20 protein-coding genes and 1 pseudogene are annotated in these 24,617 nt (G+C 74.9%); 20 read left to right on the plus strand and 1 reads right to left on the minus strand.

What is annotated here, in order from left to right; all coding sequences use genetic code 11:
• The first annotated feature begins 45 nt into the window (after window positions 1-45).
• From ACFWDO_RS06200 to ACFWDO_RS06255, 12 genes are all read left to right on the plus strand, one after another.
• On the plus strand, window positions 46-1,170 hold the full coding sequence (locus ACFWDO_RS06200; RefSeq protein ID WP_380316930.1) for a site-2 protease family protein: 1,125 nt from the start codon (window positions 46-48) through the stop codon (window positions 1,168-1,170).
• 11 nt (window positions 1,171-1,181) lie between these two features.
• Window positions 1,182-2,216 (plus strand): tRNA (adenine-N1)-methyltransferase, encoded by a 1,035-nt coding sequence (locus ACFWDO_RS06205; RefSeq protein ID WP_380316928.1) that lies wholly within the window; start codon window positions 1,182-1,184, stop codon window positions 2,214-2,216.
• Between the two features lie 192 nt (window positions 2,217-2,408).
• Window positions 2,409-4,064, plus strand: coding sequence for a proteasome ATPase (arc, locus tag ACFWDO_RS06210; protein WP_380316925.1), 1,656 nt, complete (start codon window positions 2,409-2,411; stop codon window positions 4,062-4,064).
• A gap of 121 nt (window positions 4,065-4,185) precedes the next feature.
• On the plus strand, window positions 4,186-5,895 hold the full coding sequence (gene dop, locus ACFWDO_RS06215; protein WP_380317009.1) for a depupylase/deamidase Dop: 1,710 nt from the start codon (window positions 4,186-4,188) through the stop codon (window positions 5,893-5,895).
• Between the two features lie 243 nt (window positions 5,896-6,138).
• The gene (locus ACFWDO_RS06220; RefSeq protein WP_380316922.1) at window positions 6,139-6,336 is read left to right on the plus strand and encodes a ubiquitin-like protein Pup; all 198 of its coding nucleotides are present in this window, start codon (window positions 6,139-6,141) and stop codon (window positions 6,334-6,336) included.
• Window positions 6,337-6,342: 6 nt separating this feature from the next.
• Complete coding sequence (gene prcB, locus ACFWDO_RS06225) at window positions 6,343-7,248, plus strand: proteasome subunit beta (RefSeq protein WP_380316919.1); 906 nt, start codon at window positions 6,343-6,345, stop codon at window positions 7,246-7,248.
• On the plus strand, window positions 7,245-7,967 hold the full coding sequence (prcA, locus tag ACFWDO_RS06230; RefSeq protein WP_380316916.1) for a proteasome subunit alpha: 723 nt from the start codon (window positions 7,245-7,247) through the stop codon (window positions 7,965-7,967). The genes prcB and prcA overlap by 4 nt, the downstream gene beginning before the upstream one ends.
• A gap of 59 nt (window positions 7,968-8,026) precedes the next feature.
• Window positions 8,027-9,388: a Pup--protein ligase gene (gene pafA / locus ACFWDO_RS06235; protein ID WP_380316913.1), complete on the plus strand. Its 1,362-nt coding sequence runs from the start codon at window positions 8,027-8,029 to the stop codon at window positions 9,386-9,388.
• Between the two features lie 130 nt (window positions 9,389-9,518).
• The gene (locus tag ACFWDO_RS06240) at window positions 9,519-10,529 is read left to right on the plus strand and encodes an FKBP-type peptidyl-prolyl cis-trans isomerase (protein ID WP_380316910.1); all 1,011 of its coding nucleotides are present in this window, start codon (window positions 9,519-9,521) and stop codon (window positions 10,527-10,529) included.
• Window positions 10,530-10,536: 7 nt separating this feature from the next.
• Window positions 10,537-11,310 (plus strand): imidazole glycerol phosphate synthase subunit HisF, encoded by a 774-nt coding sequence (gene hisF, locus ACFWDO_RS06245; protein ID WP_380316907.1) that lies wholly within the window; start codon window positions 10,537-10,539, stop codon window positions 11,308-11,310.
• Between the two features lie 133 nt (window positions 11,311-11,443).
• Complete coding sequence (locus ACFWDO_RS06250; RefSeq protein WP_380317002.1) at window positions 11,444-13,273, plus strand: ABC transporter ATP-binding protein; 1,830 nt, start codon at window positions 11,444-11,446, stop codon at window positions 13,271-13,273.
• Window positions 13,270-15,090: an ABC transporter ATP-binding protein gene (locus ACFWDO_RS06255; RefSeq protein WP_380316904.1), complete on the plus strand. Its 1,821-nt coding sequence runs from the start codon at window positions 13,270-13,272 to the stop codon at window positions 15,088-15,090. Before ACFWDO_RS06250 ends, ACFWDO_RS06255 begins: the two co-directional genes overlap by 4 nt.
• 315 nt (window positions 15,091-15,405) lie before the next feature.
• Here the strand turns inward: ACFWDO_RS06255 and ACFWDO_RS06260 are convergent.
• Window positions 15,406-16,707 (minus strand): annotated as a pseudogene (locus ACFWDO_RS06260) (DUF222 domain-containing protein); the annotation flags it as partial.
• 151 nt (window positions 16,708-16,858) lie between these two features.
• Here ACFWDO_RS06260 and hisI point away from each other — a divergent pair.
• The 8 genes from hisI (at window position 16,859) to lgt (ending at window position 24,503) form a co-directional block, all read left to right on the plus strand.
• The gene (hisI, locus tag ACFWDO_RS06265; RefSeq protein ID WP_380316901.1) at window positions 16,859-17,260 is read left to right on the plus strand and encodes a phosphoribosyl-AMP cyclohydrolase; all 402 of its coding nucleotides are present in this window, start codon (window positions 16,859-16,861) and stop codon (window positions 17,258-17,260) included.
• Window positions 17,261-17,372: 112 nt separating this feature from the next.
• On the plus strand, window positions 17,373-18,926 hold the full coding sequence (locus ACFWDO_RS06270) for an anthranilate synthase component I (RefSeq protein WP_380316999.1): 1,554 nt from the start codon (window positions 17,373-17,375) through the stop codon (window positions 18,924-18,926).
• A 74-nt stretch (window positions 18,927-19,000) separates the two neighbouring features.
• Window positions 19,001-19,735 carry a Trp biosynthesis-associated membrane protein gene (locus ACFWDO_RS06275; protein WP_380316898.1) on the plus strand — a complete coding sequence of 245 codons (735 nt, stop codon included), beginning with the start codon at window positions 19,001-19,003 and terminating at the stop codon, window positions 19,733-19,735.
• Window positions 19,736-19,776: 41 nt separating this feature from the next.
• Window positions 19,777-20,055, plus strand: a complete 279-nt coding sequence (locus ACFWDO_RS06280) for an HGxxPAAW family protein (RefSeq protein ID WP_380316895.1) — start codon at window positions 19,777-19,779, stop codon at window positions 20,053-20,055.
• A 178-nt stretch (window positions 20,056-20,233) separates the two neighbouring features.
• Entirely contained in the window at window positions 20,234-21,058 is an 825-nt protein-coding gene (gene trpC, locus ACFWDO_RS06285) for an indole-3-glycerol phosphate synthase TrpC (protein ID WP_380324291.1), read from the plus strand.
• Window positions 21,059-21,208: 150 nt separating this feature from the next.
• Window positions 21,209-22,516, plus strand: coding sequence for a tryptophan synthase subunit beta (trpB, locus tag ACFWDO_RS06290; protein ID WP_380324288.1), 1,308 nt, complete (start codon window positions 21,209-21,211; stop codon window positions 22,514-22,516).
• Window positions 22,513-23,403 carry a tryptophan synthase subunit alpha gene (gene trpA, locus ACFWDO_RS06295; protein WP_380324285.1) on the plus strand — a complete coding sequence of 297 codons (891 nt, stop codon included), beginning with the start codon at window positions 22,513-22,515 and terminating at the stop codon, window positions 23,401-23,403. The genes trpB and trpA overlap by 4 nt, the downstream gene beginning before the upstream one ends.
• Before the next feature lie 26 nt (window positions 23,404-23,429).
• Window positions 23,430-24,503 carry a prolipoprotein diacylglyceryl transferase gene (lgt, locus tag ACFWDO_RS06300; RefSeq protein ID WP_380324294.1) on the plus strand — a complete coding sequence of 358 codons (1,074 nt, stop codon included), beginning with the start codon at window positions 23,430-23,432 and terminating at the stop codon, window positions 24,501-24,503.
• Window positions 24,504-24,617: the final 114 nt, after the last annotated feature.

A 24,617-nucleotide genomic window follows, 5' to 3' on the forward strand; every position in this document is an offset into this window, starting at 1 on the left:
GGTGCCGACGACCGGGCGGCGGCCGACGCCGGATAACCTGACCGGGTGACCTCTCGCTCCCGGGGATGGGTGGTCGGCCGCATCGCGGGCGCGCCGGTCCTCGTCACCCCCTCGTGGTTCCTCGGCGCCGTCGTCCTCACCCTGGTGTTCGCGCCCTCGGTCCGGACGTGGTTCGCGCCGCACATGCCGACGACGGGCGTCCTCGTCGTCGCGTTCTCGTTCGTGCTGCTGCTGTTCGGGTCCGTCTTCCTGCACGAGGTGGCGCACGCGCTGGTCGCCCGCCGGCGCGGGCACCAGGTCACGGAGCTCGCCCTGACCCTCTGGGGCGGGCACACGGCCTACACCGGGTCAGGGGCCCGCCCGCTCGACGGTGCGCTGGTGGCGGTCGTCGGCCCGCTGACGAACCTCGTCCTGGCGGGGGCGTTCTGGGTCGCGTTCCAGCTGCAGCCCACCGCCGGGACGGTGCCGGCCGCGCTGCTGCTCGCCGGGGCGTTCTCGAACGCGTTCGTCGGGTTCTTCAACCTGCTGCCCGGCCTGCCGCTGGACGGCGGCCAGATCCTCGAGTCGATCGTGTGGGGCGCGACCGGGTCCCGGTCGCGGGGCACGCTCGCGGCGGGCTGGGTCGGCCGCGCGGTCGCCGTCGGCGTGCTCGTCTGGGCGCTCCTGTGGCCCCTGCTCGAGGGCCGGCAGCCGTCATGGGTGCTGGTCGTGTGGGCGGCGCTCATCGGGGCGTTCCTGTGGTCGGGCGCGGGCGAGGCGATCAAGGGCGCGCAGGCGCGCGCCCGGGTCGCGACGCTGTCCGCGCGCGGGCTCGCGGTGCCCGCCGTCGCGGTGCCCGTCGCCACCACGGTGGCGGGCGTCTCCGCGGCCGCGGCGCGGCACCCCGGCGCCGTCGTCGCGGTCGTCGGCCCCGCCGGCGAGCCGGTCGGCTGGGTGGACCCGGCCGCCGTCGCGAACGTCCCCGCGGCCCGCGCGGACGCTACCCCGGTGGAGGCCGTCGTCGTGCCGTTCCCGCCCGGCTCCGCGGTCACGCCGGACCTCGAGGGCGACGCCCTGCTCGACCGCCTGGCGCACGGCTCCTCGGGGGCGCGCGTCGTGCCCGTCGTCGAGGCCGGCCGCGTCACCGGCGTGCTCGACGTCGCACGCGTCGCCGCCGCGCTGCGCCGGTAGACTCGCCCGTCGTGACCTCCGCCGACGCCGCGCCCGAGAACAACCCCACCGCCGCCCCGGCGCCCACGCCGGGTGCCACCGGCGCCGAGCTGCGCCGCGGCCCGCTGCGCGAGGGGGACCGGGTCCAGCTGACCGATCCCAAGGGGCGCCTGCACACCATCACGCTCCAGCCCGGCGGCACGTTCCACACGCACAAGGGCTTCTTCCGCCACGAGGACCTCATCGGCCGGCCCGAGGGGTGGGTCGTGACGAACACGGCCGGCATCGAGTACCTGGCGCTGCGGCCGCTGCTGAGCGACTACGTCCTGTCGATGCCGCGCGGCGCCGCCGTCGTCTACCCGAAGGACGCCGGCCAGATCGTGCAGATGGCCGACATCTTCCCTGGCGCGCGCATCGTCGAGGCGGGCGTCGGCTCGGGCGCGCTGACGATGTCCCTGCTGCGCGCCGTCGGCGACGCCGGCGAGCTGCACTCCATCGAGCGGCGCGAGGACTTCGCCGCCATCGCGCGCGGCAACGTCGAGTCGTTCTTCGGCGGCGAGCACCCGGCGTGGCGCCTGTCGGTCGGCGACCTCGCCGACGTCCTGCCCACCGTCGCCGAGCCCGGCAGCGTCGACCGCGTCGTGCTCGACATGCTCGCGCCGTGGGAGAACGTCGACCCGGTCGCCCGCGCCCTCGTGCCCGGCGGCGTGCTGATCTGCTACGTCGCGACCGCCACTCAGCTCTCGCGGACCGCCGAGGACCTGCGCGCCGACGGCCGGTTCGCCGAGCCGCAGGCGTGGGAGTCGATGGTGCGCGGCTGGCACCTGGAAGGCCTCGCGGTACGCCCGCAGCACCGGATGATCGGCCACACCGGCTTCCTGATCACGGCCCGGCGGCTCGCGGACGGCGTCGCCCCGCCGGAGCGCACCCGTCGCCCGGCCAAGGGCTCCTACCCGGCGCCCGACGCCGAGTGGTCCGAGGAGGAGCTGGGCGAGCGCGCCGTCTCGGACAAGAAGATCCGCCGCGTGCGCCGCGACCTCGGGGTCGCCCCCGACGCGGAGGTCTGACCGGGCCGGACCTCGTGGCGGGGTCCGTTGGCGGGGTCACGGCCCGGTCACCGTCCGGTCTCGGTCGGGCGACGTCGCGACCGCTCCGTGAAATGAACCCCCGGACGTCCGCGTTGATGTCTAGGGTGCTGTACTCCGGGGGCGCCTCCCGCCCGGGCAGGTGACCACCCGGGACGCACGAGAGGGGATGCGATGACCGACAACCCTGTCCGCCCGGACTCGTCGGGGCTGCCGACCGGACCGAGCCACGACGCCCAGCTCGCCCTCCTCGCCGCGAAGAACGAGCGGCTCGCCGAGGCGCTCCGCGCCGCGCGCGACCAGATCGTCGAGCTCAAGGGCCAGATCGACGAGCTCGCGAAGCCGCCGGGGACGTACGCCACCTTCCTCGCAGCGCACGACGACGGCTCGGTGGACATCTCGTCCGCGGGCCGCAAGATGCACGTCCAGGCGAGCCCGGGGCTCGACGTCGAGGCGCTGCGCCCCGGCCAGGAGGTCAAGCTCAACGAGGCCATGACGGTGGTCGAGGCCGGCGGCTACGAGCGCACCGGCGAGCTGGTCACCGTCAAGGAGGTCCTCGACGCCGAGCGGGTGCTGGTGGTGGGCCGTGCCGACGAGGAGCGCGTCGTGCGCCTCGCCGGGTCGGTCGCCGACGCCACGCTGCGCGTCGGCGACGCCCTGACCGTCGACGTGCGCAGCGGGTTCGTCTACGAGGTGGTGCCCAAGTCCGAGGTCGAGGAGCTTGTCCTCGAGGAGGTCCCGGACATCGCCTACGAGGACATCGGCGGCCTCGGCCCGCAGATCGAGCAGATCCGCGACGCCGTCGAGCTGCCGTTCAGCCACCCCGACCTGTTCCGCGAGCACGGGCTGCGCCCGCCCAAGGGCGTGCTGCTGTACGGCCCGCCCGGGTGCGGCAAGACGCTCATCGCCAAGGCGGTGGCGAGCTCGCTCGCGGGCATGGTCGCGTCCGCGCGCGGCGGGGACCCGGAGGCGAAGAGCTACTTCCTCAACGTCAAGGGCCCGGAGCTGCTCAACAAGTACGTCGGCGAGACCGAGCGGCACATCCGCCTCATCTTCGCCCGGGCCCGCGAGAAGGCGACCCAGGGCGCCCCGGTCGTCGTGTTCTTCGACGAGATGGAGTCCCTGTTCCGCACCCGCGGCACCGGCCTCTCCTCGGACGTCGAGACGACGATCGTGCCGCAGCTGCTCGCCGAGATCGACGGCGTCGAGCGCCTCGACAACGTCATCGTCATCGGCGCGTCCAACCGCGAGGACATGATCGACCCCGCGATCCTGCGGCCCGGCCGCCTGGACGTGAAGATCAAGATCGAGCGGCCCGACGCCGAGGGCGCCACCGAGATCTTCGGCAAGTACCTCACCCCGGCGCTGCCCATCCACCCCGACGACCTCGCCGAGCACGGCGGCAGCCAGACCGAGGCCATCGCCGCCATGATCCGCAGCGTCGTCGAGCGCATGTACTCCGAGGACGAGGAGAACCAGTTCCTCGAGGTGACGTACGCGTCCGGGGACAAGGAGACCCTGTACTTCAAGGACTTCAACTCGGGCGCGATGATCCAGAACGTCGTGGACCGGGCCAAGAAGTCCGCGATCAAGGACTTCCTGTCGACCGGCCAGCGGGGCATCCGGGTGGAGCACCTGCTGTCGGCGTGCGTCGACGAGTTCAAGGAGAACGAGGACCTGCCGAACACCACCAACCCCGACGACTGGGCGCGGATCAGCGGCAAGAAGGGCGAGCGCATCGTCTTCATCCGCACGATCGTCCAGAAGAAGGGCGGCGACGGCGCCCCGCGCACCATCGACACGGTGACCAGCACGGGGCAGTACCTGTAGCCCGCGCCCACCCGAGATCGAGGCACCCGCCCCGGGGCCGACCCGCCGTGGTCGACGTCGAGACGGGTGCCTCGATCTCGTCCGGGACACCTAGGGTGGTGGCGTGAGCGTTCGTCGCGTGATGGGGATCGAGACCGAGTACGGCGTGCTGGCACCGGGGCGGCCGATGGCCAACCCGATGCTGATGAGCTCGCAGGTGGTCATGACGTACCGCGCCCTCGTGGCCAGCGCGGGAGCGCGGCCCCCGGCGCGCTGGGACTACGACGACGAGGACCCCCTGCAGGACGCGCGCGGGTTCCACCTGCAGCGCGCGTCCGCGCACCCGTCGCTCCTCACCGACGACCCGTCCCGGCCCGCGCCGTCCGGCCCGGTGGGCGGCGGGGGCGCCCCGGCGTCCGCCCAGGTGGCGTCCGCGGCGGGCACCCCCGGGGCGTCGGCGCGGGGGCGCGCGCGGCAGCAGCCCGAGGAGGTCGAGCGGCCGACCGTCGAGGACTACGACGACCCGAGCGCCGCGAACTGCATCCTCACCAACGGCGCGCGGCTCTACGTGGACCACGCGCACCCGGAGTACTCCTCCCCGGAGGTCACCGGGCCGCGCGACGGCGTGCTGTGGGACGTGGCGGGGGAGCGGGTCATGCTCGCGTCGGTGCGCTCGCTCACCCAGGTGCCGGGCGGCGAGGTCGTGCTCTACAAGAACAACGTGGACGGCAAGGGCGCCAGCTACGGCACGCACGAGAACTTCCTGGTGGACCGGGCGCTGCCGTTCGGCACGCTCGTCGAGCTGCTCACGCCGTTCCTCGTGACGCGTCAGGTGTTCGCCGGATCCGGGCGGGTGGGGCTCGGCCCGACCGGCGCGGAGGCGGGGTTCCAGCTCTCGCAGCGGGCGGACTACATCGAGGCCGAGGTGGGGCTGGAGACCACCCTGCGCCGGCCGATCGTGAACACCCGCGACGAGCCCCACGCCGACCGCACCCGCTGGCGCCGCCTGCACCTCATCATCGGCGACGCCAACCTGTTCGAGGTGGCGACGTTCCTCAAGCTCGGCACCACGTCCCTCGTGCTGTGGGTGCTGGAGCACCTCGACGAGCTCGCGGCGGCGGGCGTGCCGGCGCGGGCGCAGCTCGCCGCCCTGCGCCTCGCCGACCCGGTGGCGGACGTGCAGCGGGTCTCGCGCGACCTGAGCCTGGCGCACACGCTCGAGCTCGCCGACGGCCGGCGGCTCACGGCGCTGCAGGTCCAGGAGGCGTACGCCGACGTCGTGGCGCGATCGGTCGCGGCCCTCGGGGCCGGTGCCGGCGTCGCCGGGGGAGGGGCCGACGCCGAGACGGCGGACGTGCTGGACCGCTGGCGGTCGGTGCTCACGAGGCTCGCGACCGACCCGGCCACGTGCGCCCGCGAGGTGGAGTGGGTGGCCAAGCGCCGGCTCCTGGAGCGGATGCGCTCGCGCGACGGCATCGGCTGGGACCACCCGCGGCTGCACGCCCTCGACCTGCAGTGGACCGACGTCCGTCCCGAGCGCGGCATCTACCACCGGCTCGTCGCGTCGGGCGCCGTCGAGCGCCTGGTCGACGAGGAGCGGGTGGCCGACGCCGTGCACCACGCGCCGGCCGACACGCGCGCGTGGTTCCGCGGCGAGGTGATGGCGCGCTACGCCGACCAGGTGTCGGCCGCGAGCTGGGACTCCGTGATCTTCGACGTCCCCGGCGCGGCCGCGCTGCAGCGGGTGCCGATGCTCGACCCGGCGCGCGGCACGCGGGCGCACATCGGCGCACTGCTCGATGCCAGCCCCGACGCGGCCGCCCTGCTGAAGGGCCTGCGCGGCGAGGGCTGAGCGCGGGCCGTCCGCCCGCTCGGCTCCGGCGGGTCGCCGGGTGACCGCGGGCTGACCGGCGACGATGCTCCTGGTGGAACCCGTGGAGGTCCCGTGGGCCGCCGCGCGGGCGAACTCGTTCCGCCCTGGGCGCAACCCGCGTGGACGTCGCCGCGCAGTGTCGCTCGCAGCGCATAGGCTGGCGTCGCGAGACTCTCCCGGAGCTCCTTGTCGGGAGCTCCGCAGCAGCGAAGGAGGCGGACCATGGCCGGTCAGGAACGGATCAACCCGCAGCACGAGGACCGCACGCCCGACGACGACGCGGACGTCCCCGCGCCGGTGGCCCCCGCGGCGACCGAGCGGGACGCCGAGGTGGACGCCCTCCTCGAGGAGATCGACGAGGTCCTGGAGACGAACGCCGAGTCGTTCGTCCGCGGCTTCGTCCAGAAGGGCGGTCAGTGATCGCCCATGACCACCGCTGACACCTCGGGACGGCTGCCGGACGCGTTCCTGCGGCCCGGCTCGTCCTCGTTCGTGGACTTCCTCGCCGGGCACGCGCCCGACCTGCTGCCCGGGCGGCGTCCCGGCGCCGGCGGCGGGCCTGCCGACGGCCTCGCGCCGCACGCGACGACGATCGTCGCGCTCACCTTCGGCACCGACGACGGCGGCCGCGGCGTGATCATGGCGGGCGACCGGCGCGCCACGGCGGGCAACCTCATCGCCAGCCGGGAGATGGAGAAGGTCTTCGCGGCCGACGCCTACTCGGTGGTCGGCATCGCCGGCTCCGCGGGCGTGGCGATCGAGCTCGTGCGGCTCTTCCAGCTCGAGCTGGAGCACTACGAGAAGATCGAGGGCTCGCTGCTGTCCCTCGACGGCAAGGCCAACCGCCTGTCGACGATGATCCGCGGCAACCTGCCCCTGGCCCTGCAGGGCCTCGCGGTGGTGCCGCTGTTCGCGGGCTACGACCTCGACCGCGGGTACGGGCGGCTGTTCAGCTACGACGTCACCGGCGGCCGGTACGAGGAGCACGACCACCACACGGTGGGGTCGGGCTCGGTCTTCGCGCGCGGCGCGCTGAAGAAGCTGTGGCGCCCCGGGCTCGACGCCGACGCGGCGGTCGGGGTCGCGGTGGAGGCGCTCTACGACGCGGCCGACGACGACAGCGCGACCGGCGGCCCGGACCCGGTGCGGCAGATCTGGCCGGTCGTGACGGTGGTGACCGCCGACGGCGTGCGCCGGGTCGGCGACGACGAGCTGGCGGCGACGGTGGAGCGGATCGTCGGCGAGCGGGGGGCGGCGCACCGCGCGGCCCACGGCGACCGTCCCGCGGGCGGCGGCGGCCGGCCCGGGGCGCACGGAGGTGCACGCGCATGAACATGCCGTTCTACGTCTCGCCCGAGCAGCTGATGAAGGACCGGGCCGACTTCGCCCGCAAGGGGATCGCCCGAGGCCGGTCCGTCGTCGTGCTCGCGTACTCCGGCGGCATCGCGTTCGCCACGGAGAACCCGTCGCGCGCGCTGCACAAGATCTCCGAGATCTACGACCGCATCGCGTTCGCCGCGGTCGGCAAGTACAACGAGTTCGAGAACCTGCGCGTCGCGGGCGTGCGCTACGCGGACCTGCGCGGGTACTCCTACGACCGCACCGACGTCACCGCGCGCGGCCTCGCGAACGCGTACGCGCAGACGCTCGGCACGGTGTTCACCACGGAGTCCAAGCCGCTCGAGGTCGAGCTGGTCGTCGCCGAGGTGGGTGCCACTCCCGCCGCCGACCAGATCTACCGGCTCTCCTACGACGGATCCGTCGCGGACGAGCACGGGCACGTCGTCATGGGCGGGCAGGCCGAGCAGCTCAACGCCCGCGTGGGCGAGGCCTGGCACGACGGGATGGCGCTGCCCGAGGTCCTCGCTCTCGCCGTGCGGACCCTCGGCGCGGTCGGGACGGACGGCTCCGTCTCCGCGCCGGGCGAGGAGCGGGAGATCGCGCCCGCCGGCCTCGAGGTGGCGGTGCTGGAGCGCGAGGGCCGGCGGCGGGCGTTCCGGCGGCTGCAGGGCACGGCGCTGGCCGGGCTGCTCGAGCAGCAGGGTGACTGAGACCCGCTCCTGAGACGGGCGAGCGGGTCGGACAGCAGGGTCGAGCGAGGGGAGACGTCGTGGACCGCAGGATCTTCGGTCTGGAGACCGAGTACGGGGTGACGTGCGCGGCGGACGACGGGCGCGGCCTGTCCGCGGACGAGGTGGCGCGCTACCTGTTCCGCAAGGTCGTGGCGTGGGGGAGGTCGTCGAACGTCTTCCTGCGCAACGGCTCCCGCCTCTACCTCGACGTCGGGTCGCACCCCGAGTACGCGACGGCCGAGTGCGACGACGTGCACCAGCTCGTCGCCTACGACCGGGGTGGTGAGCGCATCCTCGAGGGCCTCGTCGCCGACGCGCAGGAGCGGCTGGAGCACGAGGGCCTGTCCGGCAAGGTGCACCTGTTCAAGAACAACACCGACTCGGCCGGGAACTCCTACGGCTGCCACGAGAACTACCTCGTGCGCCGCCAGGGCGACTTCTCCCGCCTGTCCGAGGTGCTGGTGCCGTTCCTCATCACCCGGCAGGTGCTCACCGGCGCCGGGAAGGTGCTGGCCACGCCGCGCGGCGCCGTCTACTGCCTCTCCCAGCGTGCCGACCACATCTGGGAGGCGGTCTCCAGCGCCACCACGCGCTCTCGCCCGATCATCAACACGCGCGACGAGCCGCACGCCGACGCGGAGATGTACCGGCGCCTGCACGTCATCGTCGGCGACTCCTCGATGGCCGAGCCCACGACCATGCTCAAGGTCGGCGCGACCGACCTCGTGCTGCGCCTCGTCGAGGCCGGCGTCCCCATGCGGGACCTGTCCCTCGAGAACCCGATCCGCGCCATCCGCGAGATCAGCCACGACCGCACCGGCCTGCACCCCGTGCAGCTCGCCAACGGCCGCACCGCCACCGCCGTCGACATCCAGTGGGAGTACTTCCACCGCGTGCGCGAGCACGTCGACAGCCACGCCGGCGCCACGCCTGTCGTCAAGCAGGTTCTCGACCTGTGGGAGCGCGGGCTGCGCGCCCTCGAGTCCGGCGACCTGTCCCTCGTCGACCGCGAGCTCGACTGGGTGATCAAGCTCAAGCTGATCGAGCGCTACCAGGCCAAGCACGACCTGGCGCTGGACGACCCGCGCATCGCGCGCCTCGACCTGGCGTACCACGACATCTCCCGCACCGAAGGGCTCTACAACCTGCTCGCCGCCCGCGGCATGGTGGAGCGCGTGGTCACCGACCTCGAGGTCTTCGAGTCGACCGCCGTGCCGCCGCCCACCACGCGGGCCAAGCTGCGGGGCGACTTCGTCCGCGCCGCGCAGGAGGCGCGCCGGGACTACACCGTGGACTGGGTGCACCTGAAGCTGAACGACCAGGCGCAGCGCACCGTGCTGTGCAAGGACCCGTTCCGCTCCGTCGACGAGAGGGTCGACCGGCTCATCGAGTCGATGTAACCGTCGTCCTGCCGGGCGTCGGCCGGGTCCGTCGTGGCGCGCGGTCGGTAGGTCGGACGAGGGCGGAGGAGGGCGGCGAGGGCCGTGGACCGTCGCTCCGGGGGACTGTCGGTCGTGGCAGACTGTCGCGGTGCTCCGCCGACTGACGCTCCTGCTGGCTCTGCTGCTCGGCGGCACCCTCGTCCTCGGCGGGTGCAGCTCGTCGCTGCTGGACGGGCTGGGCGACGTGCCGTCGTCGGGGCCGTCGGCGTCGCCCGTGCAGGTGTCGGGCGCGGTGGGCGAGCCGCCCGCGCTGGAGTACGGGCAGCCCTACGACGTGGTGCGCCCCGGCGCGCGGACGGTGTGGCCGGGGTCGGGCGACGCGGTGGTCGACGGCGAGCCGGTGCTCCTGAACATGTACGCCGAGGACGGTCGCGACGGCACCGTCATCTCCAGCACGTACATCGACGCCCCGGCCTGGTACACGATGTCGCCGGAGTCGCTCGGCTCCAACCTCTACGACACGTTGCGGGGCCAGAAGGTCGGTGCGCGCATGCTGCTCGTCGAGGAGGACGACGGCGTCCCGGTGATCCTCGTGGTCGACGTGCTGCCGACCCGTGCGTCCGGCGCCGAGGTTCCCGTCGGCGACGGGCTGCCGACCGTCGCGCGCGGTGCGGGCGGCGCGCCGGAGGTCTCCGTGCCGAAGAAGGCGAAGCCGCCGGAGGATCTGCAGGTGCAGCCGCTGCTGCGCGGCACGGGCCCGCAGGTCCAGGTCGGCCAGGTGGTCACGATGCGGTTCACCGCCGTGCGGTGGAGCGACGGGAAGCAGTTCGACACGACGTGGACGCCCGGCACCCGGCCGCAGTCCGCGACGGTCGGCATCGGGCAGCTGGTCGACGGCCTCGACCAGGGGCTCGTGGAGCAGACGGTGGGGTCCCAGGTGCTGCTCGTGGTGCCCCCGGACCTCGGCTACGGTGGCACCAGCAGCGACCTCGCCGGCGAGACCCTGGTCTACGTCGTGGACATCCTGGACGCGCACTTCCAGGTGACCGAGGACGAGTCCACCGGCAAGGGGCAGGGCGACGACGGCGGCGAGCCCGGGTCGGACCCCGGCACGAAGTCCGGCGACCAGCCCGCCGGCAACGACAGCAAGGAAGGGTGAGTCCCGCATGTCCGTGGCCGTCCGCGTGATCCCGTGCCTCGACGTCGACGACGGACGGGTCGTCAAGGGCGTGAACTTCACCAACCTGCGCGACGCGGGCGACCCCGTGGAGCTCGCGGCGCGCTACGACCGCGAGGGCGCGGACGAGGTGACGTTCCTCGACGTGTCCGCGTCGTCGGGCGACCGCGCGACGATGGTCGACGTGGTGCGCCGCACCGCCGACCAGGTCTTCGTCCCCCTCACGGTGGGCGGCGGCGTGCGGCAGGTCGAGGACGTCGACCGCCTGCTGCGTGCCGGCGCGGACAAGGTGGGCGTGAACACCGCTGCCATCGCCCGCCCCGAGCTGGTCGCGGAGATCGCCGCGCGCTTCGGGCGCCAGGTCCTGACGCTGTCCGTGGACGCGCGCCGGGTCACCGGCGAGACGGTCACGCCGTCGGGTTTCGAGGTCACGACGCACGGCGGGCGCCGCGGCACCGGCATCGACGCCGTCGAGTGGGCGGCGCGGGTCGCGCACCTGGGCGCCGGCGAGATCCTGCTGAACTCCATGGACGCGGACGGCACCACCGCGGGGTTCGACCTCGAGATGCTCGCCGCCGTGCGCGAGCGGGTGGATGTGCCCCTGGTGGCGTCGGGCGGCGCGGGGGAGCCGGAGCACTTCGTCGCCGCGGCCCGCGCGGGCGCGGATGCCGTGCTCGCCGCGAGCGTCTTCCACTTCGGTGCGCTGACGGTCGGCCAGGTCAAGGACGCGATGGCCGCCGCGGGCATCGAGGTCCGTCGATGAGCGCCCGCGCGACGGCTCGACCGTGAGCGGCAGTCCCACCCCGGAGGGCGGGGCCACCGGCGCGGGTCGCGCCGCGGGGCTCACGCTCTCCGGGTCCCGGCTGCGCCGCTCGGCGACCCTCGTCTGGCGGGGGATGCGCTCCGAGCCGCGCCTGTACGTGCTCGCCGTGGGCGCGTCCGCCCTCTTCGGCGCGGCGACGGTGGCGGTCAGCCGCGCGGTCGGCTGGGCCACCGACGCCGTCGTCGTGCCCGCCATCGCGGGGGACGAGGCCGCGCAGGGCCGCATCTGGATGGCCGGGCTCGTGCTCGCCGCCGTCGCGCTGACCCTCGCCCTCGGCGTGGCCGGCCGGCGCATCTGGGCGGGCTACGGGTTCGCGGCGATCCAGGCGCACCACCGGCGCGGGCTGTCCGGCCAGTACCTGCGGCTGCCCGTGTCCTGGCACCGGTCGCACCCCGCGGGCCGGCTGCTGTCCGCGGCGAGCGCGGACGTCGAGGCCGCCACCGGCGTGTTCAACCCCCTGCCGTTCGCCCTCGGCGTCGTCGTCATGATCGCCGTCGCCACGGGGATGCTCCTGGCGGTCGACGTGTGGCTCGCCGTCGCGGCCCTCCTGGTGGTCCCGGCCGCGATCGCGGCGAACGTCGTGTTCCAGCGGCACATGACGCCGGCCGTGACGCGCGCGCAGCAGCTGCGCGCCGAGGTGGCCGACGTCGCGCACGAGTCGTTCGAGGGCGCGCTCCTGGTCAAGTCGCTCGGCACCGCCGACCGCGAGGAGGCCCGCTTCGCGGAGCGCACGGACGCGCTGCGGGCCGCCAACGTGCGGGTGGGCACGGTGCGCGCGGTGTTCGACCCGGTCATCGAGCTCCTGCCGTCCCTCGGCACGCTCGTGGTGCTCGGGGTCGGCACGTGGCGGGCGTCCGTCGGGGCCGTCGACGCGGGAGACGTCGTCACCGCCGCCTACCTGCTGACTGTCATGGCCGTGCCGGTGCGCGCGTTCGGGTGGGTGCTGGGCGAGCTGCCCCGGGCCCTCGTCGGCTACGACCGGATCGCCGGCGTGCTCGACGCCCCGGTCACCCTCGTCGCGGGCGACCGGGTTCTGCCCCGGCCGGCCGGCGGCCTCGCGGTCCGGCTCGACGGCGTGGGCGTGGACGTCTCCGCCGCCGGGACCACCGCCACGCTCCTCGACGGCGTGGACCTCGACATCGCGCCCGGCGCCACCGTCGCGGTGGTGGGCAGCACCGGCGCGGGCAAGACGACGCTGGTCTCGCTGCTGGCCCGCCTCAGCGACCCCACGCGCGGCCGGGTCCTGCTCGACGGCGCCGACGTGCGCGACCTCGCCGCGGGCGAGATCCCCGCGCAGGTGGCCCTCGTGACGCAGCAGACGTTCGTCTTCGAGGACACCGTGCGCGCGAACGTCACCCTCGCCGACCCCGGGGACGCCGGGGCGCCCGATGACGCCGAGGTGTGGGACGCGCTGCGCACCGCCCGCGTGGACGACGTCGTGCGCGCCCTGCCCGGCGGCCTCGACGCGCCCCTCGGGGAGCGCGGCGCCAACCTGTCCGGCGGTCAGCGGCAGCGGCTCGCCATCGCTCGGGCCCTCGTGCGCCGGCCGCGGCTGCTCGTGCTGGACGACGCCACGTCGGCCGTCGACCCGCGCGTCGAGTCCGAGATCCTCGGCTCGCTGTCGGCCGCGCGCGCCGGCGACGGGGCGCGCGCCACGACCGTCGTCATGGTTGCCTACCGGATGTCGTCGGTCGCGCTGGCGGACGTCGTGGTGCACCTGGAGGGCGGGCGCGTCGTCGACGTCGGCCCGCACGCCGCGCTGCTCGCCCGCGACCCCGGCTACCGCGCCCTGGCCACCGCCTACGAGCGGGAGACCGCGCGCCGGGCCCGGGAGGTCGCCGACGAGCGGGCCGCCGGCGAGGACGTGGACGGCACCGACCCGACCGAGGAGGGGGTCGCGTGAGCGAGTCGCGCATCGCCACCGCCAGCGAGCTCGGGGTGTTCGCCACCCTGCGCCGCGGCGTGCAGATCTCGCCGCAGATCGTCGACGGGCTGTGGGTCACGCTGGCGCTCGCGGTGCTCGCCGCCGCGGGGCGCGTCGTCGTGCCGGTCGCGGTCCAGCGCACCATCGACGACGGCATCCTCGCCGCGGGCGGCCCGGACGCCGGGCGCGTCGCGCTGCTCACGGGCCTGGCCGCGGGCGCTGTCGTGATCGCCGGTCTGTGCACCGCGGTGGTGAACGTGCGGCTGTTCCGCCGCACGGAGGCGGGTCTGGCCGCGCTGCGCGTGCAGGCGTTCCGGCACGTGCATGACCTGTCCGCGCTGGCGCAGGGGACCGAGCGGCGCGGGGCGCTCGTGTCGCGCGTGACGTCCGACGTCGACACGATCTCCCTGTTCGTCCAGTGGGGCGGCATCCAGCTCCTCGTCTCCACGCTGCAGGTGCTGGTCGCCACGGCACTCATGGCCGTGTACTCCTGGCAGCTCACCCTCGTGGTGTGGGCGTGCTTCGTGCCGTTGTTCCTCGTGCTGCGGCGCGCGCAGGGGTCCGTCAACCGGGCGTACGCGGCGGTGCGCCAGGCCGTCGGGGCGATGCTCGGCGCGATCTCGGAGGCCGTCGTCGGGGCCGAGACGGTGCGCGCCTACGGCGTCGCCCGGCGCACGGGCCGGCGCGTGGACGCGGCCATCGAGGAGACCCGTGCGACGCAGGCGCGCGCGCAGCTCCTGGTGTCGTCGGTGTTCTCGAGCGGCGTGCTGGTCGCCAACCTGGTGCTCGCCGTGGTGGTCGTGGTCGGCACCCTCCTCGGGGTGGGCGGCGGACTCACGGCGGGCCAGGTGGTGGCGTTCCTGTTCCTGGTGCAGCTGTTCACCGGGCCCGTGCAGCAGGCCACCGAGATCCTCAACGAGCTGCAGAACGCGGTGGCCGGGTGGCGGCGCGTGCTCGCCGTGCTGGAGACGCCGGTCGACGTGGCCGAGGCCGACGACGCCGTGGCCAGCCCGCGCGGGCCCGCCGCCGTGACGCTGCGGGGCGTGCGCTTCGCCTACCCGGACGGGCCGGACGTGCTGCACGGGGTGGACCTCGAGCTCCCCGCGCGCCGCAAGGTGGCCGTGGTCGGCAAGACCGGGTCGGGGAAGACGACGGTCGCCAAGCTCGTCACCCGGCTCATGGACCCCACCGAGGGCCAGGTGCTGCTCGACGGCGTGGACCTGCGCCGCCTCACCCTCGGATCCCTGCGCGAGCGCGTCGTCCTGGTGCCGCAGGAGGGCTTCCTCTTCGACGGGACCGTCGCCGAGAACGTGGCCTACGGGCTGCGGGACGACGACGGCGCGATCCCCGGCGGGACGGGTGCGCCCGACGACGCCGTGGCCGCCCGGGTCGCCGAGGCGGTCGACGCCCTCGGTCTCACGGACTGGGTGGCCGGGCTGCCCCAGGGCCTGGCGACCCCGGTCGGGCAGCGGGGCGAGTCGCTCAGTGCGGGGGAGCGACAGCTCGTCGCCATCGCGCGGGCCTACCTCGCCGCGCCCGACCTGCTGGTGCTGGACGAGGCCACCTCCGCGGTCGACCCGGCCGCCGAGGTGCGCATCGCCCGGGCCCTGGACTCGCTCACCTCGGGCCGCTCCACGCTGACGATCGCGCACCGACTCTCGACCGCCGAGGCGAGCGACCTCGTCGTCGTGGTCGACGACGGCCGCGTGGTCGAGGTGGGCGGGCACACCGAGCTCGCCGCGGCCGGCGGTGTCTATGCCCGGATGCACGCGAGCTGGGTGGCGCAGACGCGCTGACGGCAGGACGGACGGCCTCGTCCGTGTTGTCAGAACGACGGGTCGGTCGTCGTCTGCGTCGTCGTCCGGCCAGTCGGTGCTGTCGTGTCGGCGGCCTTCGTCCGCCCGGTCGACGCCTCGGGCACGGTCTGGAGGGCGAGGTGCGCGGCCTCGGTGGCCCAGGCGTCGAGGTGGTCGAGGGTATGGATCGGCGGATCCGGGCTCGGTGAGGTAGGTGCGGCCGCGGGGTGAGGTCCAGGCCAGGACGCCGGTGCCGGGCCGGCCGCCCGGCCGGTCGTGGAGGTGTTCGACGGTCCAGCGGGACTCGTGCTTGAGCGTGTGGTGGCGGCGGCACAGTGCGGTGAGGTTGGTGGCGTCGGTGGTGCCGCCGTGCTCCCAGGCGGTGGTGTGGTCGAGGTCGCAGCGTCGTGTGGGGATGCGGCAGCCGGGGAACCGGCAGGTGAGGTCGCGTTGGGTGAGGAAGGCGCGTAGGTCGGCGGGCACGACGTAGGAGCGTCGGTCCACGGTGAGCATCGCGCCGGTGACGGGGTCGGTCAGGACACGTCGCAGCGTCGGGGCGCGCGCGACGAGGTGGCGGGCGGTCTCCGCGTCGACCGGTGTCATGCCGTCCAGCAGGCCCGGACTCTCGCCGGTGCCGGTGAGGGTGGTGATCGGGACGGTCACGTGCACCACGGGCCGGACGTTCCGGGCGAGGGTGGCGAGCGGGTCCGGCAGGTCGGGTGGCGCGGTCCCGGGCACGGTTCCCGGCGTGGCGTCCGATGCTGTGCCCGATGTCGTTCCCGGCGGCGTGCCCGGTGGACTTGTTGGGCGGGTCGCCAGGCCCGGCGGCCCCGTGACGTCCGTGGCCTGGTTGTCCGCGCCGTGCTCGTTCGTCGCGTGGCCGTCGGTCACGTGGTGGTCGTCGAGGAGGAGAGCGGCCAGGGTCGCGGCGCGCAGCTGCCCGACACCCCTGGGGTCACCGTCCGCCTTGGCGCGGGCGGCGGTGCGGTGCAGGCGGTCGTAGACGGCGCGCGCGACGGGCGTCGGCAGGTGCGCGGTGAGCCAGGACATGCCGTCCTTGCCGTCGTCGACCCATACGTCCGCCGTCAGGGCGGCGGCGTGGCGGACCTCGGCGGGCACCGGGTGCAGCCGGTCCCGCGCGGCGCGGACGAGCGCGCCGAACCGTGCCGCCGTCATCCCGGGTGCCCGGTCCAGGACCGCGCGCTCGATCCGCACGGCGACGCTCGGGGGAAGGTCCGCGACCGCGTCGGCGAGCTTGGCCGCATGCTGGTAGGTGATCGTCCCCGCACACAACGCCTCCAGGGTGGCGGTCGCCTTCGAGGCCAGGACGTCCGCGTCCGCGAGCCAGCCGGCCGCGACGTGCTCGCTGACCCCGAGCGCGCACGCGACCTCCGCGACCAGCGCACGGTGCGCGACCGAGCCGCGACGCTCCGGAGAAGCCGACGACACCCGCTCCACGCCCAGGTCCAGCATCGCCGACTCGTGCGTCGTGGCGAGGACCTCGGCCAGCGCGACCGTGCGCCGACCCGCCGCCGCGTTCACCGCCGCCTGCTCGTCCGCCGCCCGGTCCAGCGCAGCATCAAGCCGCGAAGCGGCGGTACTGGGCGGTGTGGCCATACGAGTACCCAACCACCCGCCACCGACACTTCTTCGAACAGGCGTTCGATAATCAGCTCGACGACGAGCGTCGGCCGCTCGGGCGTGAAGGGGCGGGCGCGACGGTGGGACGTCGCCCCTCGGGGCGGCCGGGGCGTGGGAGGATGCACGGGTGGCCGACGTGACCGACACCCCCGCGCCCGACGCAGCTCTCGACCCCGCGATCGCGGCGCGTCTCAAGCGTGACGAGCACGGGCTCGTCGCGGCGATCGTGCAGCAGCACGACTCGGGCGAGGTGCTGATGCTCGGCTGGATGGACGACGAGGCCGTCCGCCGCACCCTCACCGAGGGTCGCGTCACGTTCTGGAGCCGGTCGCGGCAGGAGTACTGGCGCAAGGGCGACACGTCCGGGCACGCCCAGCTCGTGCGCTCCGTGGCGCTGGACTGCGACGGCGACGCCCTGCTCGTCCGCGTGCACCAGATCGGCGCCGCATGCCACACCGGCGCCCGCACCTGCTTCGAGGCGGGCGGCGACCTGGGGGCCGTCGTCGGCCCCGACGCGCCGGCCGCCTGACCCCGGCCCCGCCGAGCACCGACCAGCACCACCAGCCCCGACGATCCCCAGGAGAGAACCGGTGACCACTCCCGCCGTCGTGCCGCCCCCCGCCGTCCCGCGTCCCGCCCCCGTGGCCGGGCCCTCGGCGCAGGACCTGGCGTGGGGCACGACGTGGCCGGGTCTCGACACGTTCCGCGACCTGGCCGCCGACCGCCGCGTCATCCCCGTGGTGCGCCGCGTGCTGGCGGACGACGTCACCCCGGTCGGCGTGTACCGCACCCTCGCGCAGGACCGGCCGGGCACGTTCGTGCTCGAGTCCGCGGAGTCCGCGGGCGGCTGGTCGCAGTGGTCGTTCGTCGGCGTGGACTCGCGCGCCACGCTCACGTCCGACGGCGGGCGCGCCGTGTGGCACGGGGACGTGCCCGCCGGTATCCCGACCGAGGGCGACGTCGTCGACGTGCTCGGCGCCGCGCTCGAGGCCCTGCGCACGCCCCCGGTCGAGGGGCTGCCGCCGCTGACGGGCGGGCTGACCGGCGCGCTCGGCTGGGACGTCGTGCGGCACTGGGAGCCGACCCTGCCGGCGACCGCCCCGGACGAGCTCGGCGTGCCGGAGGTCGCGCTGAGCCTCGCGACCGACCTCGTCGCGATCGACCACCACTCCGGCACGGCCTGGCTCATCGCCAACGCGATCAACGGGGACGGCACCGACGAGCGTGTCGACGAGGCGCACGCCGACGCCGTCGCCCGTCTCGACGCGATGCAGGCGCGCCTCGCCGCGCCGGCCCCCGCCGTCCCCACCGTGCTGCGGGGGCCGGACGAAGTGACCGAGCCGGCGCTGGAGTTCCGCTCCACCCGCGACGAGTTCGAGGCCGCCGTGCGCGCCGGCCAGGAGGCGATCCGCGACGGGGAGGTGTTCCAGGTGGTGCTGTCCCAGCGGCTCGGCCTCGACTGCCCGGCCGCGCCGCTGGACGTGTACCGGGCCCTGCGCACCATCAACCCGAGCCCGTACATGTACTACTTCCGCCTCACCGGCCCCGACGGGCGGGAGTTCTCCGTCGTCGGCTCCAGCCCGGAGACGCTGGTGAAGGTGACCGACGGCCACGTCACGACGTACCCGATCGCGGGCTCGCGCCCGCGCGGGGCCACCGTCGAGGAGGACGTCGCCCTGGGCGAGGAGCTGCTCGCCGACCCCAAGGAGCGCGCCGAGCACCTCATGCTGGTCGACCTCTCGCGCAACGACCTCGTCAAGGTGTGCGAGCCGACGTCGGTCGAGGTGGTCGAGTTCATGGCCACCCGCCGCTTCAGCCACATCATGCACCTGTGCTCCACCGTGGTCGGCCGGCTGCGGGCGGGTGCGACCGCTCTCGACACGCTGCGCGCCACCTTCCCGGCCGGCACCCTCTCGGGGGCGCCGAAGCCGCGGGCGATCGCCCTCATCGACGAGCTCGAGCCGGCGTCGCGCGGGATCTACGGCGGCACGGTCGGCTACTTCGACTTCGGCGGCAACATGGACATGGCGATCGCGATCCGCACGGCCTGCATCCGCGACGGACGTGCGTGGGTGCAGGCCGGCGGCGGCATCGTCGCCGACTCCGTGCCCGCGCTCGAGTACGAGGAGTCGCGCAACAAGGCGGCCGCGGCGGTGCGCGCGGTGCAGCTGGCCGCGCGGTTCCGGGCGCTCTGAGCGTGGGGACGGACGGGGCGCCGGGCGCGAACGGCGCCCAGGGCGTCGACAGGCAGGACGGACGGGCAGGACGGATGGACGAGGCAGCAGGAGCCACGCAGGACGGCGACGCCGGGCGGACGCCGGACCAGGTGCCGGAGCAGGGGCACAACCAGGGTCCGGGCCGGGGGCCGCTGCGCGCGCGTTCGCGCGCGGTGTGGTCGGTGGTCGCGGTCGGCGGGCTCACGCTCGCGACGGCGTCGCCCACGTGGGTGAGCACGACGGTGTCGACGGCGCTCGCGCCGACGGTGGACGTCGCGGTCCAGGGCACGACGGCCGCGCCCGCGGTCGCCGCCGCGGCGCTCGTCGTGGTCGCCGGCGGCGTCGCGCTGGCCATCGCGGGGCGGGTGGCGCGCTGGGTCGCGCTGGTGGTGGTGGCCCTCGCCGGCGCGCTGGCGACGGCGTCGGCGCTGGCCGTGCTGCTCGACCCGGTGCCGGCGGCGACCTCCGGGGCCTCGGAGACCGCCGGGGTGACCGACCTCACCTCACCGGTCGCGGTGGCGGTGTGGCCATGGCTCACGGTGGCGCTGGGCGCCCTCGCCGTGGTCGTCGCGGTGCTCGCCGCGGTGGGCTCGCCGGCCTGGGGCGCGACCTCCGGGCGCCACGAGCGTGCCTCCGCCGACCCGTCGTCGGACGGCGCGGACGCCGGGGCCCGGCCGGACGTCGCCGACCGAGCGCCGGGGGGCGGCGCCGACGACGCCGCACAGCATGACCCGCACGACGCCTGGGACGCGCTCACCCGGGGTACGGACCCGTCCGCGGACCGCTAGGCTGGACCGCGCACCACGTCACGAAAGGGCATCACATTCCAATGACCGACAACCGCAACGCCGAGGTCGCCTACCTGCCCCCGGCCGTCCCGCCCACGAACCACGGCCACACGACCGCCGCGTGGACGGCGATGATCGGCATCATGCTGGGCGTGGCCGTAGGAGCCGTCGGGATGCTTCCCGACGTCCCGGACGCGGTGGTCTGGGTGGGTGCCGTGATCGTCGCCGGCTCGCTCGTGCTCGGCGCCGTGCTGCGCGGCATGGGCTTCGGCCAGCCGAAGCCGGGCGTGACGCCCCGCAACGCGACGTCCGGCCACTGAGCCCCGCGACCTGACACCACGACGGCGCGTCCCTCCCCGCGGGAGGGGCGCGCCGTCGTCGTCTCCGGGCCGCCGCGGGCGTCTCACGCTCGGAGACGTGTCAGGGGTGTCCCGCGGACGGGCCTACGATGGCTGGCAGGGCGTCGGTGCGGCGTCACGGGCACGGGGGAGGCAGACCATGACGGTCCTGGAGGACATCGTCGCGGGGGTCCGCGAGGACCTCGCGGTGCGCCAGGCGCGCACGTCGCTCGACGAGCTCAAGGAGCGTGCGGCACGCGTGCCCGGCGCGCTCGAGTGCTGCGGGCGCCTGCTCTCGGAGGATCGCGTCGCCGTGATCGCCGAGGTGAAGCGCTCCAGCCCCAGCAAGGGCGACCTGGCACCGATCTCCGACCCGGCGGCCCTGGCCGAGGAGTACGCCCGCGGCGGCGCGAGCGCGATTTCCGTGCTCACCGAGCAGCGGCGGTTCGGCGGCAGCCTCGCGGACCTGGACGCCGTGCGCGCCCGGGTGGACGTGCCGGTGCTGCGCAAGGACTTCGTCGTCACGCCGTACCAGGTCTGGGAGGCGCGCGCGCACGGTGCGGACCTGGTGCTGCTCATCGTCGCAGCCCTCGAGCAGACCGTCCTCACGTCGCTCATCGAGCGGGTGCACTCGCTCGGCATGACGGCCCTGGTCGAGGCCCACACGGCCGACGAGGTGCGCCGCGCGCTGGACGCCGGCGCCCGCATCGTCGGCGTGAACGCCCGCAACCTGAAGACGCTCGAGGTGGACCGCACGACCTTCGCGCGGCTCGCCCCCCTCATCCCGGACGACGTCGTGCGCGTCGCCGAGTCCGGCGTGCGCGGCCCGCACGACGTGCTCGACTACGCCCGGTCCGGCGCGCACGCGGTGCTCGTCGGGGAGGCGCTCGTGACCGACGGCGCTCCGCGCCGCTCCGTCGCCGACCTGGTCGCGGCCGGGCAGCATCCGGCCCTGTGGTCGGTCCGCCCGGCGGCCCAGCCGTAACGTCCGACCGGACGGCCCCGCGGCGGGCCGGGCCGGTGGCAGCAGGACGCCGCACCGCCGAGGGCCGGACGACCGGTACCCTCGGACGACCCTTCATGCAGACCCGCAGGCCGGACCCGCCGAGCGGCGACGACGAGAGACGGAGGACCCGTGCCCGACCAGCCCGTACGGGACGCGCTGACCGAGAGCCTGGCGCACCAGGTGCTCGGGCGGCTGGCGGACGTCGAGGGCCCGTACTTCGGGCAGTTCGGCGGCCGCTTCGTGCCCGAGGCCCTGATCGCCGCGCTCGACGAGCTCGAGACGGAGTACCGCAAGGCGCTGGGCGACCCGGCGTTCACCGACGAGCTGGCGCGGCTGCACCGCGAGTACACCGGCCGCCCGTCGCCGCTGACGGAGGTGCCGCGCTTCGCCGCGCACGCCGGCGGACAGCGGGTCTTCCTCAAGCGCGAGGACCTCAACCACACCGGCTCGCACAAGATCAACAACGTGCTCGGCCAGGCCCTGCTGGTGAAGCGGATGGGCAAGACCCGCGTCATCGCGGAGACCGGCGCCGGCCAGCACGGCGTCGCGACCGCCACGGCCGCCGCCCTGCTCGACCTCGAGTGCGTCGTCTACATGGGCGAGGAGGACACGCGGCGCCAGGCGCTGAACGTGGCCCGGATGCGCCTGCTCGGGGCCGAGGTCATCCCGGTCACGATCGGGTCGCGCACGCTCAAGGACGCCATCAACGAGGCGCTGCGCGACTGGGTCGCCAACGTCGAGTCCACGCACTACCTGCTCGGCACGGTGACTGGGCCGCACCCGTTCCCGGAGATGGTGCGCGAGTTCCACCGCATCATCGGCGAGGAGGCGCGCGCGCAGATCCTCGAGCGCACGGGGCGCCTGCCCGACGTCGTCGCGGCCTGCGTGGGCGGGGGCTCCAACGCCCTGGGCATCTTCAACGCGTTCCTCGACGACGAGGGCGTCGCCCTCTACGGCTTCGAGGCCGGCGGCGAGGGCGTCGAGTCCGGCCGGCACGCGGCGCGGTTCTCCGGCGGCGCGCCGGGCGTGCTGCACGGCGCGCGCTCCTACCTGTTGCAGGACGACGACGGCCAGACGCTGCCGAGCCACTCGGTCTCGGCCGGCCTGGACTACCCGAGCGTCGGCCCGGCGCACTCCTGGCTGCACGACCTGGGCCGCGCCACCTACGAGCCCGTGACCGACGACGAGGCGATGGAGGCCTTCCGCCTCCTGTGCCGCACCGAGGGGATCATCCCCGCGATCGAGTCCGCGCACGCCCTCGCCGGCGCCCTGCGCGTCGGGAAGGCGGCCGCCGAGGCCGGTCGCACGGACGAGATCGTGCTGGTGAACCTGTCGGGCCGCGGCGACAAGGACGTGGCCACCGCGGCGCGCTGGTTCGGGCTGCTCGACGAGCAGGCCGACGCCGACGCCCCGCAGCCGCCGGAGGGGGACCAGTGAGCACCAGCACCGACGCCTCGCCGACCACCGTGTCGCCCGCGGGCTCGCCCACGGCCGCCCTCCTGGGCAGCCTGCGCGCCGAGGGGCGTTCGGCACTGGTGGGCTACCTGCCCGTCGGGTTCCCGGACGTGGACCGCTCGATCGAGGCCGTCCTCGCGATGGTCGAGGCCGGGGTCGACGTCGTGGAGATCGGTGTCCCGTACACCGACCCCGTGATGGACGGCCCCGTGATCCAGCGGGCCGCGGAGGCGGCGCTGGCGGGCGGCGCCCGCGTGCGCGACGTCCTCCGCGTCGTGCAGGCCGTCGCGGAGAGCGCGGGCGGGCGCGTGCCCGCCCTCGTGATGACCTACTGGAACCCGGTGCTGCGCTACGGGGTGGACGCGTTCGCGCGTGACCTCGCGGGCGCCGGCGGCGCCGGGCTCATCACGCCCGACCTGATCCCCGACGAGGGCGCGGCCTGGCTCGAGGCCTCGGAGGCCCACGGCCTCGACCGGGTCTTCCTCGTCGCCCCGAGCTCGACCCCCGAGCGGCTGGCGCTCACGGCCCGCGCCTCGCGCGGTTTCGTGTACGCGGCGTCGACGATGGGCGTGACTGGCGCCCGGGCCCAGGTGGGCCCGCGCGCGGAGCAGCTCGTCGCGGACACCCGCGCGGCCGGCGCCGAGAACGTCTGCGTCGGCCTCGGCGTCTCGACGGGGGACCAGGCCGCTGAGGTCGGCCGCTACGCCGACGGCGTCATCGTCGGCTCCGCCCTCGTCCGCCCCCTGCTCGCCGACCGGCCCTGGGCCCAGCGCCTCGACGACCTGCGCGCCGTCGTCACCGAGCTCGCCGACGGCGTGCGCCGCTCGCGCCGGGAACCCGGGCCCACGACCGCCGAGGAGCGTCCGTGACCCCCACGATCCTCGCGTCGGCCTCGATGGTGGCCGTGCAGGCCGCCATCCCGAGCCCGTCGCAGCACACCTGGTACCTGGGCCCGCTGCCGATCCGCGCGTACGCGATCGCGATCCTCGCGGGCATCGCCGTCGCGATCTGGATCACGACGAAGCGCTGGGTCGCCCGCGGCGGCGTCGCGGACGACGTGCTCGACATCGCCTTCTGGGCGGTGCCGTTCGGCATCGTCGGCGGCCGGCTGTACCACGTCATCAGCACGCCCGACCCCTACTGGGGCCCGGGCGGCGACCCCGTCCGTGCCCTGTACGTCTGGGAGGGCGGCCTGGGGATCTGGGGCGCCGTCGCGCTCGGCGGCGTCGGCGCGTACATCGGCTGCCGCCGCAAGGGCGTGCGGCTGAGCAGTTACGCCGACGCCCTGGCGCCGGGCCTGCTCGTCGCGCAGGCGATCGGACGCCTCGGCAACTGGTTCAACCAGGAGCTCTTCGGCGCGCCGACCACGCTCCCGTGGGGCCTGCGCATCGACCCGCAGTACCTCCCGATCGACCCGGCCACGGGGGCGGCGTACGCCGAGGGCACGCTCTTCCACCCGACGTTCCTGTACGAGATGGTCTGGAACCTCGCCGCGGCGGCGTTCCTGGTCTGGCTCGACCGTCGGTACAGGCTCGGTCATGGGCGGGTATTCTGGGCCTACGTCGCGCTCTATACTCTCGGCAGGGTGTGGATCGAGATGCTCCGCATCGACACCGCCGAGCACGTGCTCGGGCTGCGTCTGAACGTGTGGACGTCGATCATCGTGGGCCTCGGTGCCCTGGTCGCGTTCTACCTCATCGGCAGGCGCTACCCGGAGCGTGAGGACGGCGTCGAGCTGCCGGGCCGCACGCGTCGCGTGCGGGCGGGGGAGCAGGACACCAAGGACGCCGCGGCCGAGGCCGGGGCGGACGGCCAGCAGGACACCGAGCTTGACACCACGAGCACCGCGCACGCCGGTGCCGCCGCAGGCGGCCCCGGCCGGGACGACGGCCGAGACAACGGCACCGGACCGCACCGTGCGGACGCGGACGCCACCGGGCCCGACCAGGGGCCGGCAGACCGCGCCTGAGGCGTCTCCCACCCCGGGGCACCACCCGGGGAGGGGCGCCTGATGTTTCCGACGGGCCGACGATGTCCCGACCACCTTTGAGCATGACGCGCCCGCGTGCGGGCGTGCAGGAGG

The sequence above is a fragment of the Isoptericola sp. NPDC060185 genome (assembly GCF_042728595.1).
Taxonomy (GTDB): domain Bacteria; phylum Actinomycetota; class Actinomycetes; order Actinomycetales; family Cellulomonadaceae; genus Isoptericola.